Annotated in this window: 9 protein-coding genes and 1 pseudogene; 4 read left to right on the top strand and 6 right to left on the bottom strand. The window is 73.2% G+C overall.

Going from position 1 to position 15894, the window contains the following annotated elements:
* Positions 1 to 21: 21 nt before the first annotated feature.
* The 3 genes from ACFTZC_RS22380 to ACFTZC_RS22370 form a co-directional block, all read right to left on the bottom strand.
* On the bottom strand, positions 22 to 1074 hold the full coding sequence (locus ACFTZC_RS22380; RefSeq protein ID WP_382892339.1) for a peptidoglycan DD-metalloendopeptidase family protein: 1053 nt from the start codon (positions 1072 to 1074) through the stop codon (positions 22 to 24).
* Between the two features lie 106 nt (positions 1075 to 1180).
* The gene (locus ACFTZC_RS22375) at positions 1181 to 2617 is read right to left on the bottom strand and encodes an AbfB domain-containing protein (RefSeq protein ID WP_382892337.1); all 1437 of its coding nucleotides are present in this window, start codon (positions 2615 to 2617) and stop codon (positions 1181 to 1183) included.
* Between the two features lie 612 nt (positions 2618 to 3229).
* Positions 3230 to 4057: an SDR family NAD(P)-dependent oxidoreductase gene (locus ACFTZC_RS22370; protein WP_382892334.1), complete on the bottom strand. Its 828-nt coding sequence runs from the start codon at positions 4055 to 4057 to the stop codon at positions 3230 to 3232.
* A gap of 120 nt (positions 4058 to 4177) precedes the next feature.
* Between ACFTZC_RS22370 and ACFTZC_RS22365 the strand changes: the two genes are divergently transcribed.
* On the top strand, positions 4178 to 4768 hold the full coding sequence (locus ACFTZC_RS22365) for a TetR/AcrR family transcriptional regulator (RefSeq protein WP_382892332.1): 591 nt from the start codon (positions 4178 to 4180) through the stop codon (positions 4766 to 4768).
* Positions 4769 to 4781: 13 nt separating this feature from the next.
* Here the strand turns inward: ACFTZC_RS22365 and ACFTZC_RS22360 are convergent, their stop codons facing one another.
* Positions 4782 to 7826: a SpoIIE family protein phosphatase gene (locus tag ACFTZC_RS22360; RefSeq protein WP_382892330.1), complete on the bottom strand. Its 3045-nt coding sequence runs from the start codon at positions 7824 to 7826 to the stop codon at positions 4782 to 4784.
* Between the two features lie 316 nt (positions 7827 to 8142).
* Between ACFTZC_RS22360 and ACFTZC_RS22355 the strand changes: the two genes are divergently transcribed.
* Positions 8143 to 9393 carry a sensor histidine kinase gene (locus ACFTZC_RS22355; protein WP_382892328.1) on the top strand — a complete coding sequence of 417 codons (1251 nt, stop codon included), beginning with the start codon at positions 8143 to 8145 and terminating at the stop codon, positions 9391 to 9393.
* 28 nt (positions 9394 to 9421) lie between these two features.
* On the opposite strand, the pseudogene ACFTZC_RS22350 reads toward ACFTZC_RS22355, so the two are convergent.
* Together ACFTZC_RS22350 and ACFTZC_RS22345 are read right to left on the bottom strand one after the other, a co-directional pair.
* Positions 9422 to 11878: pseudogene (locus ACFTZC_RS22350) on the bottom strand (FtsX-like permease family protein); the annotation flags it as partial.
* Between the two features lie 111 nt (positions 11879 to 11989).
* Positions 11990 to 12820, bottom strand: coding sequence for an ABC transporter ATP-binding protein (locus ACFTZC_RS22345; RefSeq protein ID WP_382892326.1), 831 nt, complete (start codon positions 12818 to 12820; stop codon positions 11990 to 11992).
* Between the two features lie 200 nt (positions 12821 to 13020).
* On the opposite strand from ACFTZC_RS22345, the gene lanKC reads away from it, so the two are divergent.
* Both lanKC and ACFTZC_RS22335 read left to right on the top strand, forming a co-directional pair.
* On the top strand, positions 13021 to 15714 hold the full coding sequence (lanKC, locus tag ACFTZC_RS22340) for a class III lanthionine synthetase LanKC (RefSeq protein WP_382892324.1): 2694 nt from the start codon (positions 13021 to 13023) through the stop codon (positions 15712 to 15714).
* Positions 15711 to 15824 carry a SapB/AmfS family lanthipeptide gene (locus ACFTZC_RS22335; RefSeq protein ID WP_365815889.1) on the top strand — a complete coding sequence of 38 codons (114 nt, stop codon included), beginning with the start codon at positions 15711 to 15713 and terminating at the stop codon, positions 15822 to 15824. The genes lanKC and ACFTZC_RS22335 overlap by 4 nt, the downstream gene beginning before the upstream one ends.
* The last annotated feature ends 70 nt before the right edge of the window (positions 15825 to 15894 follow it).

Genomic DNA, 15894 nt, shown 5'->3' with positions numbered 1-15894 from the left:
CGTACTCCGAACGGCCGCGGCCTAGCTGATCAGGCCCTTCCCCCGCAGATACGGCAGCGGGGAGACGTCCGAGCCGAAGTCCGGGCCCGTACGGATCTCGAAGTGGAGGTGCGGGCCCGTCACATTGCCCGTGGCGCCGGAGAAACCGATGACCCGGGAGCCCTCCACGCGCTGGCCGGCGGTGACCCGTATCTCCAGGAGATGGGCGTACTGGCTGTACGTGCCGTCCTCGTGGCGGATGACGATCTGGTTGCCGTAGTCACCGCCCGGGCCCGCCGTGACCACCTCGCCCGGGCCGATCGCCCGGACCTCGGTCCCCGTGGGCACGACGAAGTCGATGCCCGTGTGGAAGCCGGTGGACCAGGAGGAGCCCTGCTGGTGGTACGGGGCGCCCGCCGGGCCGACGACGGGGAGGGTCCAGTTCCCCGGCAGTGAACCGCCGGCCGGGACCACCATGTAGGAGGAGGACTTCACGACACCGCGGACGTACTCGTACGTCGCCCCGTCCGACCAACTGGCGCGTGGCACACCGCGGTACGTCTCCACCGTCTCCCACCCGGCGTGGTACGCGGCCAGGGCCACCTCGATCGGTTTGCCGCGGTAGTCCGGGTGTTCCTTTGCCTTCACGAGGAGCTTGCACATCGCCCGGCCCTGCGACGGTATGGCGTCGGCGGGGTCCCAGACGTCCACCCGGCCGTCCTCGTTGGCGTCGTAACCCTCGGCCTTCCACACGTCCGGCCGGAACTGGGCGATGCCCTGCGCCGGCGGACGGTCCCCGGACTCGATCGACTGGGCGCGCGCCTGGAAGTTGCTGCCCTGCTTGAGCTGCGCCGCCAGGACGGTGGCGGGCAGCTTCTCGTCGCAGTCGGCCGCCGCGTCGAGGATGAGCTGCCCGTACTCGGGGGGCACACCACCGTCGCCGGCCTTCAGCTCGGTCCCCATCGGCGCGGGCGCGCCGAGGTCGGCATCCTGCCCGTCGTTGACCGACGAGATCAGCAGAAAGCCGAGGCCGACCGCGATCGGGGTCATCACCAGCCCGGCCATCACCGGGACGATCCAACGCGCGTTTCCCACCGGTTCTCCCAGGACGGGTGTTCGAAGTCCCGACGGCGCACGACCCTATGCCATCGGCCGATCAGGTCCGGACCCCGCCCCTCCCACCGGGGCAGGGTCCGGGCCGTCAGCTGGAGACCATCCGGAAGGCGGTGTCCGCCCGGTAGAGGCTGCTGTTCTGGTACGGGTCGAGCAGGAGCTGGAAGTTACGGTGGCGGATGAAGCGGCCGGGGTAGTTGACGGCCTCCAGCATGATCGTGCCGTTGCCGGCGGAGCGCGGGCAGAAGGTGGCGTCCTTGCGGAAGGTGCCGCCGTTGTCGGAGTCGGCGCGCAGCCGGAAGTTCGCGTGGCGCAGGTAGCGGCCGTTGCTCAGGGCGAAGGAGTAGCACTTCGGGTCGCTGAGGCCCTCCTTGACGGTGAAGGCCGCCGCACCGCGGCTGACCTGGTCGAGGTAGCCGACGCCGTTGCCGCGAACGTACCAGTAGCGGTCCGGGTAGTTGACGGCCTGCATGGCCGCCTTGTGGTCCGGCGAGGAGGTCGGCCGGCCGATCGAGCCGCCGTTCCAGCCGCTGCCGCCCCCGCCGTTGCTGCCGCCGTCGCCCCAGCCGCCGGCCGATCCGGGGCCCGGGGCGGGGTTGCCGCCGGATCCGGAGCCCGAGCCGGAGCCTCCTGACGCGGAGTCACCCTTCTCGCCGTCGCCGTCCGCGCCGCCGGTGGTGGCGTCCTTGCCGTCCTCGGAGCCCGGCTCGCCGGTGTTCGCGGCGCGCGGCGGATCGTTCGCGGCCTCGTTGTGCTGGACGCCCGGGGAGACCGCGGACTCGGCCTCCGACAGGGACCCCGCGGAGTCGCCGCCGTCGCCCGGATTGCCCTCCGGGGGCTCGGGGTAGCCGCGCAGCCCGGGGACGGTCGCTCCGGTGACCGGCGCGGCGGCCTTCACGGCCTCCCGGTCCTGCGATCCGGCCATGACGACGAACGTGGCGCCGCAGGCGAGCGCGGCGACCCCGGCGAGCACGGTGACCCACAGGGAGCGGCCGTGCTGCTCGGGCTGCTCGAACGGGATCCGCCCGCCCGGCAGTGTGCCCGGCCCGGGCCCGGGCGGCGGCCCCGGCGGCGGCACGGGCAGCAGCGCCGAGGGCCCGACCGAACCGCGCGGCCAGCCGAGCCCGTTGGGCAGCCCTTCCGGGGGCAGCCGGCCGGGGTCGGTGCCGGCGAGGGGGTCGGCGGAGATCACGGCGGTGGGTGCGTCCAGGGCCGCCGGGGCGGTTCCGGGCGCGTCCTCGAAGAGTTCCAGGTCCGACGGGTCGGGGCCGGCGGACGGATCGGGCGCGCGCAGGGCAGCGAGTTCCTTGCCCGGACGGTGCGGGGGTACGGGGCCGGCCGGGGCTATGGGGGCGACCGGTGGTGCGGGGGCGACCGGTAGTGCGGGGGCGTGAGCGTTCACGGGGCCGGGCGGGACCGCCGGGGCGGGGAGTCCGCCCGGAGGCACGGGAACGGCGCCCGGCGGCTCGGCGGGAGATCGCTGATCGATGGGCCGAGTGGGGTCGGCACCGCTCATCTCTGACATGCGCAGCTTGCCTCCAGCGTCACCCGCGGGGACGGGGTACGCGGATCCGTGACCGAGTTCCGGGATCAGAGGTCCGGGATCTGCGATCGGTCGGCAAAGGGGGAGGGGGGTGGAGAGGGATGGAGACGGGGGTGGAGACGAGGGAGGGGTGGGCGTCGCGGTGGACGCGGATGGCCCAACAAGGCCAGGGGTGTGGCGTGTTGAGTGTATGCAGTGTGTTGCTTCGGTGTGACAGGTGGAAGAGTAGTGGACCAAGTGACCTTTGCGTAAAGGCTTCGGCGCCCGGTTCCCGGGGCGCAAACGCGGAAGGGGCGGTTTGGCGCGATGAATTGCCTCGCACCGCTACCCGATCTCCGCGCGTCTGCCGAGGTCCTGACGGGTCTGGCCTCGGGCTGACCCGGACGGCGATGCTGGCACCGAATCGCCGTCCGCGCCCCGCGATCGCTCAGATATGGCGGAATTCATACGCTCCCGAGCCCGCTCCGGCGCGTATCCGCATCCCCCCGCGCGTATCCGCATCCTCCAGCGCGTGTCTGCATCCCCCGGCGCCTGTCTGCACCCCTCGGCGCGCAACTGCGCCCGCCCCGGCACGTATCGGCGCGCCCCACCGGTTCAGTGCGCTGCGGCGGAGGCGGCGGCGGGGGCCGGCGCCTCCGCGACGCCCCGGGTGACCCACCGGCCGATCCGGGCCACCAGCTTGCGCGGGCGCCGCGGTGTGAGGTGGGCCGTCGCGAAGTTGCCCCGGCCGGGCACCACATAGCCGCGGTCGCGGTCGAGCGCGCGCAGGGCCGCGGCGGCGACGTTCTCCGGTGTGTTCAACGTCCCCCCGAGCGCCGCCTTCAGGGCGCCGAGCCGCTCGAAGAACGCCGTCTCGACGGGACCCGGCGCGACGGCCAGCACCGTGACCCCCGTACCGCGCAACTCGCTCCACAGGGCGAGGCTGAAGTTGAGCACGAACGCCTTGGACGCGGCGTAGGTCGCCAGGTACGGCGCGATGTTGAGGGCGGCCGTGGAGCTGATGTTCACCACGGCCCCCGAGCCGCGCGCGAGCATGCCGGGGACGAGGGCGTACGTCAGATCCGCGAGCGCCACCACGTTCACCATGAGTTCGTCGTGCTCGCGGCCGGCGTCGAGGTGCTGGACGCGGCCCGCCGTGCCGAAGCCCGCGTTGTTCACGAGCAGGTCGACGGTGAGCCCGCGCGCGGTCAGCTCCCCGGTCACCCGCGCCGCGGCATCGGGCGCGGCCAGGTCCTGGACGATCACCTCGGCCCGTACGCCGTACCGCCCGCGTACCTCCTCGGCCAGGGCCCGTAGCTTCTCCTCGCCGCGCGCGACGAGGACGACATCGTCGCCGCGCGCGGCGAGCCGGCGGACGAATGCGGCGCCGATGCCGGAGGAGGCGCCGGTGACGAGGGCGAGTGAGTTCCTGGTGCTGGTCATGAGTACGTACGCTCCTTGATCACGCGGCAATACTGCGTCTACGTGTTCGAGTTAAGCACATAACTGCAACGTGAAGTAGCAGTTAGTCAGGAAAGTCGGACGGTGATGTAACTTCTGGCCATGGCCACCACACCAGGAAGACGCCTCAGGGCGGACGCCGAACGGAGCATGCGCGCGATCATGACCGCCGCCGAGCGGCTGCTCGGCGAGAACCCGGCGGCCACGACCGAGCAGATCGCCGAGGCCGCCGGGGTCGCGCGCACCACCATCCACCGGCGGTTCGCCAGCCGTGAGGCGCTGATCGAGGCCATGGAGGCCACCGCCTGGCGGGAGATGGACGAGGCCGTCGAGGCGGCGCGCCCGCGCACCGCCCCGCCCCTGGTGGCGCTCCACCAGGCCACCGCGAACATCCTCAGGACCAAGCCGGGTTGGCGCTTCACCCTGGCCAGGTCCGTACCGCTGGGCGCGGAGGCCCGTACGCTCCAGGCGTCCGTCATGGAGAAGTGCGACGCGGCCTTCCACCGCGCCAAGGAGGCCGGGATCCTGCCCCCGGACGCCGACGCGGCCTGGGCCCGGCGCGTCTACCTCGCGCTGCTCACGGAAACGGTGGACGGCATGACCGCACCGGCGGGCCCGGACGCCGACGCCGATCCGGACGCGCTGGCGTCACGCCTGCTCGACACACTCCTGCGCGGGGTGGCGACACACTGACCGGGTTTCCGCCTCACAGCTCGCCCGTGACGAAGTCCCCCAGCGACCCGAAGTCCTCGCCGAGGGCGAAGTCCGCGCCCCCGCCGGACGCGAGTCCCGCGCGGTACTCCTCCGTTCCCGGGAGCGCCTGCTCGGTCCAGATGCACTTGCCCGTCGCCGTGTAGCGCGTCCCCCACCGCTGCGAGAGCGCCGTGATGAGCTGGAGCCCCCGTCCGCCCTCGTCCGTCGCCGAGGCGCGCCGGATTCGGGGGGTGGTCAGGCTGCCGTCGCCGACCTCGCAGACCAGTTCGGCGCTGCGCAGCAGCCGGAGCCGTACGGGGCCCTTGGCGTGCCGTACGACGTTGCCGACCAGCTCGCTCGCCAGCAGTTCCGTGGTCATCGCCAGGTCGTCGAGGCCCCAGGCGGCGAGCTGTTCCCGTACGTGCTTGCGCGCCTCCCCGGCCGCCTGCGGATGCGAGGGGAGCGGCCAGGAGGCCATGTGGTCGGCGGCGAGCGCGTGGACGCGGGCGACCAGGAGCGCCGCGTCGTCGGGGGTGGGCTGGTCGGCGGGGAGCAGTCCGGCCGTCAGGGTGTCGCAGAGCTGGTCCAGGTCGGCGGTGGGGGAGGTGTCCGCGCTGCGGAGCAGGTCCGCGAGGGCGGTCATCCCCTCGTCGATCTCGCGCCCCTTCGCCTCGACGAGGCCGTCGGTGTAGAGGACGAGCAGCCCCTCCTCGGGGACCGTCAGTTCCACCGTCTCGAACGGCGGCTCGGCCGCGCCGAGCGGCGGGTCGGGGGCCAGGTCGGGGAAGTGGACGGTGCCGTCGGGGTGGACCACGGCGGGCGGCGGGTGTCCGGCGCGGGCGAAGGAGCAGATCCGGGTGGTCGAGTCGTACAGCGCGTACAGGCAGGTGACGAACGAGTCCTCGCCGAGGGCGCCGACGATGTCGTTGAGGTGGTTCATGATCTCGTCGGGCGGCAGTTCGAGGGCGGCCAGGGTGTGGACGGCGGTACGGACCCGTCCCATGGTGGCCGCCTCGGAGAGCCCGTGGCCCATCACGTCGCCGATGACCAGCGCGACCTGTCCGGCGGAGAGCGGGATGACGTCGTACCAGTCGCCGCCGACGTCCATGCCCTGCCCGGCGGGCAGATAGCGGGCGGCGGCCGTGCACGCGGGGAGTTCGGGCAGCGTGTGGGGGAGCAGGACGCGCTGGAGTTCGCGGGACCGGGTGTGCTCGGCGTCGTACAGCCGGGCCCGCTCCAGGGCGTGGGCGACGAGCGCGCTGATCGCGGTCAGCAGCGTACGGTCGCTGTCGGAGAAGTGGCGCGGCCGGTCGAAGGCGAACACGCAGATGCCGAAGGTGTGGCCGGAGGCGGTCAGCGGCAGGAACGCCCACGCCTGTTTGGCGGACTCGGCGGGCCGTCCCCGCATCGCGGGGTAGCGCGCCATGAATTCGTCGGCGGAGGAGAGGAAGAGCGGCGACGCGGTCAGGATGGCCTCCCAGACCGGGCCGCCCCGCTCGGGTGAGCTTCCGATGATCGCGTCGACGAACTCGCGTGGATAGCCGACGGATCCGATGTACGAGAGCCGGCCGCTGCCGCCCTCCACGGCCAGCACCATCAGTCCGGTGGCGCCGAACGGCGTCAGCACGCGCTGTGCGACGGCGTCCACCACGTCCCGTGAGCTCGTCGCCCCGGCGAGCGCGCTCGTCAGCTCCGCGATCCGGGCGGAGCGTTCGGTGGCGGCCCGTTCCGTGGCGGCCTGCTCGGCCTCGCGGCGGCGGCGCTCGGTGACATCGGTGAAGTAGAGGGTGACGCCGTCGGGCACGGGAACGAGCCGGAGGTGGTAGCTGCGCCCGTCGGCGACGGGCGCGCCCGTGTCGTCGCGCACCACCACCCCACCGGAAGCCGGTACGTCGCCGGGCGTCCCTCCGTAGTCGGGTGGCTGGTCTCCCTCGGGCGGCTGTCCGGCGTCGGGCACCCGTACGTCGAAACCGGCGGGGCGGCCCGCGGCGGCGGCCTGCCGGCAGTGTGTCTCCAGGTCGGGCACGCCGCGGACGGAGGGCAGTTCCCACAGGACCCGGCCGACCAGCTCCGCCTCGGAGGAGCCGAGCGTCTGCTCCGCCGCGAGGTTGACGAAGGTGATCCGCCAGTCCTCGTCCACGGCGAGGAAGCCGTCGCTCATGTGGCGCAGGGCGCGGCCGAGGGCGTCGCGGGCGGCGGGCGACTCGTTGCTGTCCCAGGCCCGGCCGACCATACGGACCGGCTCCCCCCGGTCGTCCAGGACGACCCGGCCGCGCGCCTGCGTCCAGACGTAGCCGCCGCCGGGGCGCCGTACCCGGTACTCGGCCTCGAAGACGGCCCGGTCGCGGATCGACCGCTGGACGGCGGCGAGGGTCCAGGGGAGGTCGTCGGGGTGGACGACCTTGAGCCAGCTCTCGATGCTGTGGAGGAAGTCGGCCGGGTCGGTGCCGTAGATGTCCATGGCGGCGTCGTCCCAGGCCAGCTCGCCGCTCTGGATGTTCCAGTCCCAGGTGCCGACCTGGACGGCCTTCAGCGCCTGCCGCAGTTGCCGCCCGCCCGACTCCTCGCCGGGGGTACGGACCCGCGCGGGCGGTGGCGCCTGCCCCATCCGCTCCTCGGCCCAGGCGACGACGGCCCGCAGGAAGGCCCACTGCGCGTCGGTCGGCCGGCCCTGCTCCCCCATGACGAGGGTGAGCGCGCCGACGGGACGCTCCGGGCCGGACACCGGTACGGCCGCGAGCCCCGTTCCCGGCCAGGTGCCGCCGTGCCCGGTGGGCACCCACACCCCGGCCCCGGCGCCCCCACCGGCGCCGCCTTCGCGCAGGGCGCGCGCGGGGGCGGTCGGCCCCTCCTGGTCGATGATCTCCCAGGGCCGTACCAGGCGCGGGGGCAGCCCGGTCGAGGAGACGAGCCGCAGCGCGGACATCGGGCCGCGCAGATGCACGGTCCCGCCCAGGCCGCCGAGCTCCGCCACCGAGTGCTGGAGGGCCAGCCGGAAGATCTCACTCTCCGTGACACCTTGGTCCACGGTGGCCAGCAGATCCAGCCGCGCTTTCATTATTTAAGGCTACATGTTGCGGTATCTGCGGTTCCTGCTTATTGCTGCGAAGTGATGACGGTGAGGGGTGCCGACGGCAGGTCGATGCTGCCATGGTCCAGCCAAGATTACGAAGGCCTGAAAGAGGACTTAACGTGACTGAAATACATCTACAGAGCGGCTGATTGAAATGTGAAGATGTTATATGTGAGGTTATGAAGGTTTTTGATTCGTCTTGATTCATCTTGACGTGGTGCGCGCACGGGAGGGTTGACCGGGGGGCGCGGCACGGAATGGCGAATTCTTCGCTCTTGACCAACGGGGGTACGGGGCTTTCATGTTCAGCGAGGAGTACGGGCCGCGCGTTGCCCGGTACATCGTGATCGTGGTGGCCGTCTGTTTTTTCGCCGCCTCCGTGGTCGCCACCGCCGGAAATCGTGACGGTCTCCCCCATCTGTCGGGAGCGCTGATCTTCCTGGTGCCGGTACTGGGGCTCCATCTGCTGCACTCGGCGCCCGCCGCCCTGCGCCGCCGCCGTCCGTGGTGGCCGTGGAGCCTTGTCGTCCACGGAACGCTGACCTATCTGCCGTACCTGATTTTCCAGGGATCGTGGGTCGGTATCCCCGGCTCGTTCGAGGCGGCGCTGTTACTGACGCTTCCCCTGCCGCATTCCTGGGCGGTCTTCGCCGGGGCGGTCGGCCTGCAGTTCCCGCTCACCCTGGCGGTGGGCGAGACCACGGGCCAGGCGGTCAGCGCGCTCATCTCGGCGACGGTCGGCGGCCTGGCGGTGTACGGGGTGGCCCGCCTCGCGGACCTGGCGGGGGAACTGAACGCGGCCAGGTCGGAACTTGCCAGGGAGGCCGTGGGCGAGGAACGCGTGCGGTTCGCGCGCGATCTGCACGACCTCTGCGGGTACTCCTTGTCGGCCGTCGCCCTGAAGTGCGAACTCGTCCACGGGCTGGTGTCCACCGATCCGCGGCGCGCCCAGGCGGAGCTGCTGGAGACGCAGGTGATGGTGCGCGAGGTGCTCGCCGAGGTCAGATCCGTCTCGGCCGGCTACCGGAACCTGTCGCTGGCGAAGGAGGCGACGGCCGCTGCCTCGCTGCTGGAGACGGCGGGCGCCGAGGTGGTGACGGACCTCGCCGCCGGCCCCCTTCCCCCGGGCGTCGACGGGCTGTTCGCGACGGTGGTGCGCGAGGGCTTCACCAATGTGATGAGGCACAGCAAGGCCCGGCGCTGCTCCATCGTGGTCCGGATCCAGGAGGACGCCGGGACGGTCCGTCTGACGATGTCCAACGACGGGGCGCCGGTCGAGGGGACACGGGCCCCTGCCGTGGTACGGGGCCGCTGCCCGGGGGCCGGCGGCAGCGGCATCCGCAACCTCGCGGAGCGGAGCGCCGAGCTGGAGGGGAGCCTGTCCGCGGTGACCGACCGCGAGGGGTGGTTCCGGCTCACCGTGACCGTACCCCTGGTCCGGCGGAGCGCTCCCCGGAGGGGTCACCCGGCGGTTCCCCGGACGCTTCCCGGGGGGCTTCCCGGGGCGGTTCCCCGGCACGCAGGGACAGGCGGGCGCTCAGTACCACGGTGACGACGCCCAGCAGCGCCGCGCCCGCGAGCACCGCCCCGACCGGCGCGGCGGGCACCGCGGGGACCGGTGACCCGGTGGCCGCGAGGCTCACCGGCACCAGGACCGCCGCCGTGACCACGGTGCCGACCGCGAGCGCGACCAGCACGGTGATCACCCCCTCCCAGCCGGTCATCCGCAGCACCTGGCCCCGGGTCGCGCCCGCCGACCGCAGCACCGCGAACTCCCGGACCCGGCCCGCCGTGGCCATGGCGAGGGTGTTGACGACGGCGATCGCGGTGAACGCGTTGACCATCCCGAGCAGCAGCAGCCCGAAGGCGGCCGACGGACCCGGGCCCCCGCTCCGCGCGTCTCCGCCCTCCCCCGCGTCTCCCTCCCCCTTCCCGCCGGCCCCGTCCGGGCGCGCCGTCGGGTAGGCCGCCGCGAGCGCGTCCAGCCGTTCGGCCGTACGGTCCCGGTCCGCGCCCGGCGCCGTCCGCACCAGAACGGATTCGTCCATCGGGCTCGCGGCGTGCGGCGCGGCGAACGCCCGCGGCAGCAGCACGCCGCCGAGGCCCCGCTCCCGCTCGTACACGGCCACCACCCGGGCGGTGGCGCGGGTCCCGTCCTCCCACCGGATCCGCACGGTGGCGCCGACCCCTGCGCCGGTCTCCCGCGCGACACCCGCGCCCAGCGCGACGGTCGCGCCCCGCAGCCCGGCGAGCGATCCGGCCCGTACCTCCAGGTCGAGCAGGCCCGCCAGGCCCTCAGGGCGTACGGCGACCCCCTCGGCCGAGGCGAGGCTCTCGCTGTCGTCACTGTCACTGTCACCGGCGCCCGCGCCCGCCGGGGCCGCGGCGAGTTCGACCGGTGTGTACAGCAGGCCCGTCGCCGCGCGGACGCCGGGCAGCGCGGCGGCCTCCTCGGCGAACCCGGCGGGCAGCCCCGCGCCCGTGGCACGCACCACCTGGTCGGCGAGCACCCGGCGCCGCTCCTCCCGTTCGGCGCCGTCCGCCTTGATCCCCGGGACGGACAGCACGGTGCAGGTGAACGCGACGGCCAGGACCAGCGGCGTGACGGCCGCCGCGAGCCGGTGGTGCTCCGCCCGGAGGTTGGCCGCGGCCAGGAAGCCGCCCACCGGGAAGAGCCGGGCGACCGGACCGCCCAGCACCGCCCCGGCCACCCGGGCGATCAGCGGCCCCAGCAGCGCGACGCCCACCATCAGGACCAGCACCATGCTCTCGGCGGTACCGGACCCCCCGTCACCCCCGCCCGAGGCGACCGACGCCAGCACCGCGCCGCCGACGGCCAGCACCGCCAGCCCGGCCACGATCCGCGCCGGACCGGTGCGCCCGGTGGGGCCCGACGCCTCGCGCAGCACCTCGGTGGGCCGGACCCGGGACGCCTTGCGGGCCGCGCCGAGCACCGCGAGCTGTGCGGTGACGACGGCCACGGCGACCGCCGCCCACGGGGCGACCGGGCCGGCGTGCAGGGCGAGCGAGGGCGGCAGCACCCCGCCGTCGACGAGCCGCCCGTGGAGCACGGTGGCGAGCGCGATCCCGGCCGGTACGCCCACGGCCGCCGCCGCCAGGGTCACCAGCAGGGTCTCGGCCGCGATCATCCGGCGGATCTGCCGGGGAGTGGCCCCCACCGCCCGGAGCAGCCCGATCTCCCGCAGCCGCTGGCGTACGGAGAGGGCGAGCGTGCCCGCGGTCACGAAGGCGGCCACCGAGAGCGAGATGACGCCGAGGGCGCCGACGAGGGAGGACAGGGTGTCGCCGGGCGAGCCGATCCCCCAGAACTCCACGCCGGCCCGGCCCTGGCCGGTCGCGACGGAGGGCTCGTTCGCCGCGTCGTACGCCCGGTCCTCCTCCGGGGCGCCGCCGCCCGTGCCACCGGCGCCGGCACCCGTTCCGCTCCCGGCGGCCCCGTCGGGATAGCGCGCCGCGACGACCCGGCGCACCTCCCGCAGCAGCTCCGCCTGATCCGTGCCGGCGCGCGGCAGGACCCCGATCGCGCGTACGGGCCGGGCGGTGGCGGCCAGTTCGGACGCCTCGCCCGGCGAGAAGAACACCGCGAACTGCCGGAGCGGGGCGCTCGGCGGGTCCGCCACGCCGACGACGCGGAACGTCCTGGGCGCGGCGGTGGTCGTCAGCCGTACCCGGTCCCCGGTCCCGGCCCGCGCCGCGGCCGCGAGCCCGCTGTCGAGGACGACCTCCCCGGCCGCCCGCGGGGCCCGCCCCTCACGCAGCCGGAACGGGGCGAGCCGGGCGCTCTCCCAGGAGTGCCCCAGCGACGGGCCGTCCCACGGCGCCTCCAGCACCGCGCCCGTGCCGCCGACGGCCGTGACCGGGAAGGACAGTTCGGGCACGGCCGCCGCGACGCCGGGTGCCGCTGCCAGCTCCTCGGCCAGCGGTCCGGCATCGGTGACGACGGGCTGGCCGCCGATCACGACGGGGGTGGCCGCGTACCGTTCCGTGGGCGCCTCGGCGCGCAGGGCGGACTCCATGAGGACACCGCAGGTGGTGACGAGCAGCAGCGCGAACGCCAGTGCCACGAAGCTTCCGGCGAACCCCGCTTTCCGGCCGTTCGCCGTCTGCCAGGCGAGACGTAACACCGGTCAGTCCTCCCCGAGTCGGGCCAGGCGCTCGGCCACCGCCGCGGCGGTGGGCGCGGGGAGCGAACCGGCGAGCTGCCCGTCCGCGAGGAACAGCACGTCATCGGTGTGGGAGGCGGCGGCGGGATCGTGGGTCACCATGATCACCGTCTGGCGGAGGCCGTCCACCGCGTGCCGCAGCAGCGCCAGGATCTCCCGGCCCGTACGGAGGTCGAGGGCGCCGGTCGGTTCGTCCGCGAAGACGACCGTGGGCCTGGCGATCAGGGCGCGGGCGACGGCGACCCGCTGCTGCTGCCCGCCGGACAGCTCGGCGGGCCGGTGCCGGAGCCGGTCCCCGAGCCCCGTACGGCCGACGACGTCGTCGAGCCACGCCCGGTCCACCCGGCGGCGTGAGAGCCGCAGGGGCAGGGTGATGTTCTGCTCGACGGTCAGGGAGCGGACGAGGTTGAAGTCCTGGAAGACGAAGCCCAGTTCCTCGCGGCGCAGCACGGTCAGCGCGGTCTCGTCCAGGGCCCCCAGCTCGGTGCCGCCCACGTACACGCGCCCGGCGGTGGGCCGGTCGAGCCCCGCCGCGCAGTGCAGGAACGTGCTCTTGCCGGACCCGGAGGGCCCCATGACGGAAGTGAAGCCGCCGCGTGCGAAGGAGAGGGAGATGCCGCGGAGGGCATGGACCTCGTTCCGTGCCGTCCCGTAGACGCGCCGTACGGACTCCAGCCGGACGACCACGTCCCCGGGGTCCGGGTCGGCGGCCGTACGGTCCGTGCCGGCCGGGGAGTTCTCACCCGTTCCCGTTCCCGTTCCCGTTCCCGATCGCCTGCCCGCGCGTAAGAACATGGTCCCTTCCTCCGTGCTGTGGGGGGATTCGAGCGTACCGCCTCAATTCCCGGCCCCGGGGGGAACCGGGTGTTTCCCATGAGACCACCCATGGGTTTTTCACGGGTAATTAAAGGTATTCCGCACTGGCTGTTCCCCGAAGTGTCTGGCAGGATTTTCCTTGCTCAGGGGGAAGCTGGACGAGCGGGGAGGGAAAGCGGATGGAAAAGCGATACGACGTCTACTGCATTGCGGATCCCGTGTTCTTCGACTCGCCCGCGACGGCGGCGGACAAGGATCTCGCCTTCGGGGTCACCGACCGTCCGCTGCCCGCCGGTTGGACCCGTTCGCCGCAGGACGACTGGCTGGTCTGCCGGCCTGACGGGGCACGACGCCCCGGGCAGGGCTGGAAGATACACGCCTCGGCCCGCATGGACAACGCGGAGAAGGTACTCGACGCGGTCTGGAATTACTGTCTCGACCGGGGAATTCCCTTCAAATTCCTGAAGGGCCGTCATGTCCTCCAGACCCGCAACATGAAGTACGCGCCCCGCGCGGCCAGCGGAAAGCTGGTCACGATCTATCCGCAGGACGAAAAAGAACTGCGGGAGACCCTGGAAGGGCTGGACCGGGAAATCGGCGGTGAGCCGGGCCCGTACATCCTGAGCGACCTGCGCTGGGGCGCGGGGCCGCTGTACGTCCGGTACGGGGGCTTCACCGAGCGCCATGTGATCTCGGACAAGGGGGTGCTGGAGCCGGCGGTGGAACGCCCGGACGGCACCCTCGTGCCCGACCGGCGGGAGCCCGGTTTCCATGTGCCGTCCTGGGTGACGCTGCCCGGCTTCCTCGAACCGCACCTGCGGGCCCGCGAGGCGGATTCCGTCGCGGACCTGCCGTACCGCGTCCAGCGGGTGCTGCACTTCTCGAACGGTGGCGGTGTCTACGTGGCCGAGGACACCAGGGACGGACGCCAGGTGATCCTCAAGGAGGCCCGCCCGCACGCCGGGCTGACCGTGGACGGCGCGGACGCGGTGACGCGGCTGTGCTGGGAGCGGGACATCCTCCGGCGGCTGGCGGGGCTCGACGCCGTACCCGCCGTGCTCGACCACGTCCTCCTGGGCGACCACCACTTCCTCGTCCAGGAGTTCATCGAGGGGCAGCCGCTCAGCAAGACGTTCGCCCAGCGCTATCCGTACACCGGGGCGAGGACGGACGCGGCGGGGATCGCCGAGTACACCGAGTGGGCGGTCGGGGTCTGCGAGCGGCTGGAGAGCGCCGTGGCCACGCTGCACGAACGGGGTGTGATCTTCGGGGACCTGCATCCGTATAACGTGATGGTGCGTCCCGACGGCCGGGTCTCCCTGATCGACTTCGAGGTGGCCACCCTGGCGGGCGACGGTAAACGGCCCACGCTCGGCCACCCCGCGTACGCCGCGCCGCGCGACCGGACCGGCTTCGACGTCGACCGGTACGCGCTGGGCTGTATCCGGCTCGCGGTCTTCCTGCCCCTGACCGCGCTGCTCCGGCAGGACCTGGGCAAGTGCGTCCAGTTCGCCGACGAGATCGCCGAACGGTTCCCCGTGGACCGGGAGTTCCTCGACAGAGCGGTACGGGACATCCTCGGCGAGGGGCCCCGGGACGGATCGGCCGGACCGCCGGTCCCGGCCGGATCCTCGGGGGAGCGGCGGCCGGCGTACTCCGCGCCGGTGCGGCTCACGGCGGACCCCGCGAGCTGGCCGGCCACCCGCGACGCCCTGGCCGGAGCCGTCCTGGCCAGCGCCACCCCCGAACGGGACGACCGGCTCTTCCCCGGTGACATCGCGCAGTTCGGCGCGGGGGGCGGCGTCAGCCTCGCCTACGGAGCGGCGGGTGTCCTGTACGCGCTGGGAGCGACCGGAGCGGGCCGAAGACCCGAGCACGAACAGTGGCTCCTGCGCTCGGCGTTACGCAAGGACCAGCGAGGACGCCTGGGGTTCTACGACGGCTTGCACGGTGTGGCACACGCGCTGCACGGCCTCGGCCACCGGGGCGCGGCCCTCGACCTGCTGGAGCTGTGCCTGCACGAGAAATGGGAGCGCCTGGGCTCGGACCTGTTCAGCGGCCTGGCGGGGGTGGGGCTCAACCTCGCCCACTTCGCGGCCCTCACCGGGGACGGCTCACTGCGTGAGGCGGCCCTGCGCGCCGCCGCCCTGGTGGCCTCGCGGCTCGGCGGTGAACAGGACGTCGCCGAGGTGAGCGGAGGCAAACACCCCTACGCGGGCCTGATGCGGGGCTCCGCCGGTATCGCGCTGCTGTTCCTGCGCCTGTACGAGCAACAGGGCGACGAGGCCTTCCTCGACCTGGCCGCGACCGCGCTGCGGCAGGACCTGCGCCGCTGCTTCACCCGCGCGGACGGCGCCCTCCAGGTGAACGAGGGCTGGCGCACGATGCCCTATCTCGCCACCGGTGGCGCCGGGCTCGCGCTGGTGCTGGAGGCGTATCTCCGCCACCGGGAGGACGAACAGTTCGCGATCGCCGCGGCCGGTGCCCGGCTCTCCTCCCGGTCGGAGTTCTACGTCCAGTCCGGGCTCTTCAACGGACGGGCAGGCATCCTGGCGCATCTCGCCGCCACGACCCGGCACCCCTCTCCGGCCGACGACCCCGAGATCGCCCGGCAGGTGCGCGCCCTCAACTGGCACGCGCTGTCGTACCAGGGCCGTCCGGCCTTCCCCGGCGAGCAGTTGCTCCGGCTCTCGATGGACCTCGCCACAGGCACGGCGGGGGTGCTGCTCGCGCTGGGCTCCGTGCTGCACGACCGCCCCGTACACCTGCCGTTCCTGAGTCCGCACCATCCCACAGACCAGCTCTCCGATGACGGAGGGCGCCCGCAGGACGGGCATCGCGTATCCACGCAGGAAGGAGGTGACCAACCATGACGCTTCTCGATCTCCAGACGATGGAACTGCCGTCCGAGACCGCTGACGAGGCGGCTCTGGACAGCGGCCAGAGCCGTGACTGCTCCGACGCGAGCTGGGTCTTCTGCTGAGTGAAGCGGAAGTGACCTGAACATCCGTTCACGGTCAGGACCCGGGTGGCGAGTGCACCAATCACCCGCC

It is taken from the genome of Streptomyces sp. NPDC056987, assembly GCF_042673865.1.
Lineage (GTDB): Bacteria > Actinomycetota > Actinomycetes > Streptomycetales > Streptomycetaceae > Streptomyces.
The sequence above is the reverse complement of the archived record's forward strand: the minus strand, read 5'-3'. Positions and strand labels throughout refer to the sequence as shown.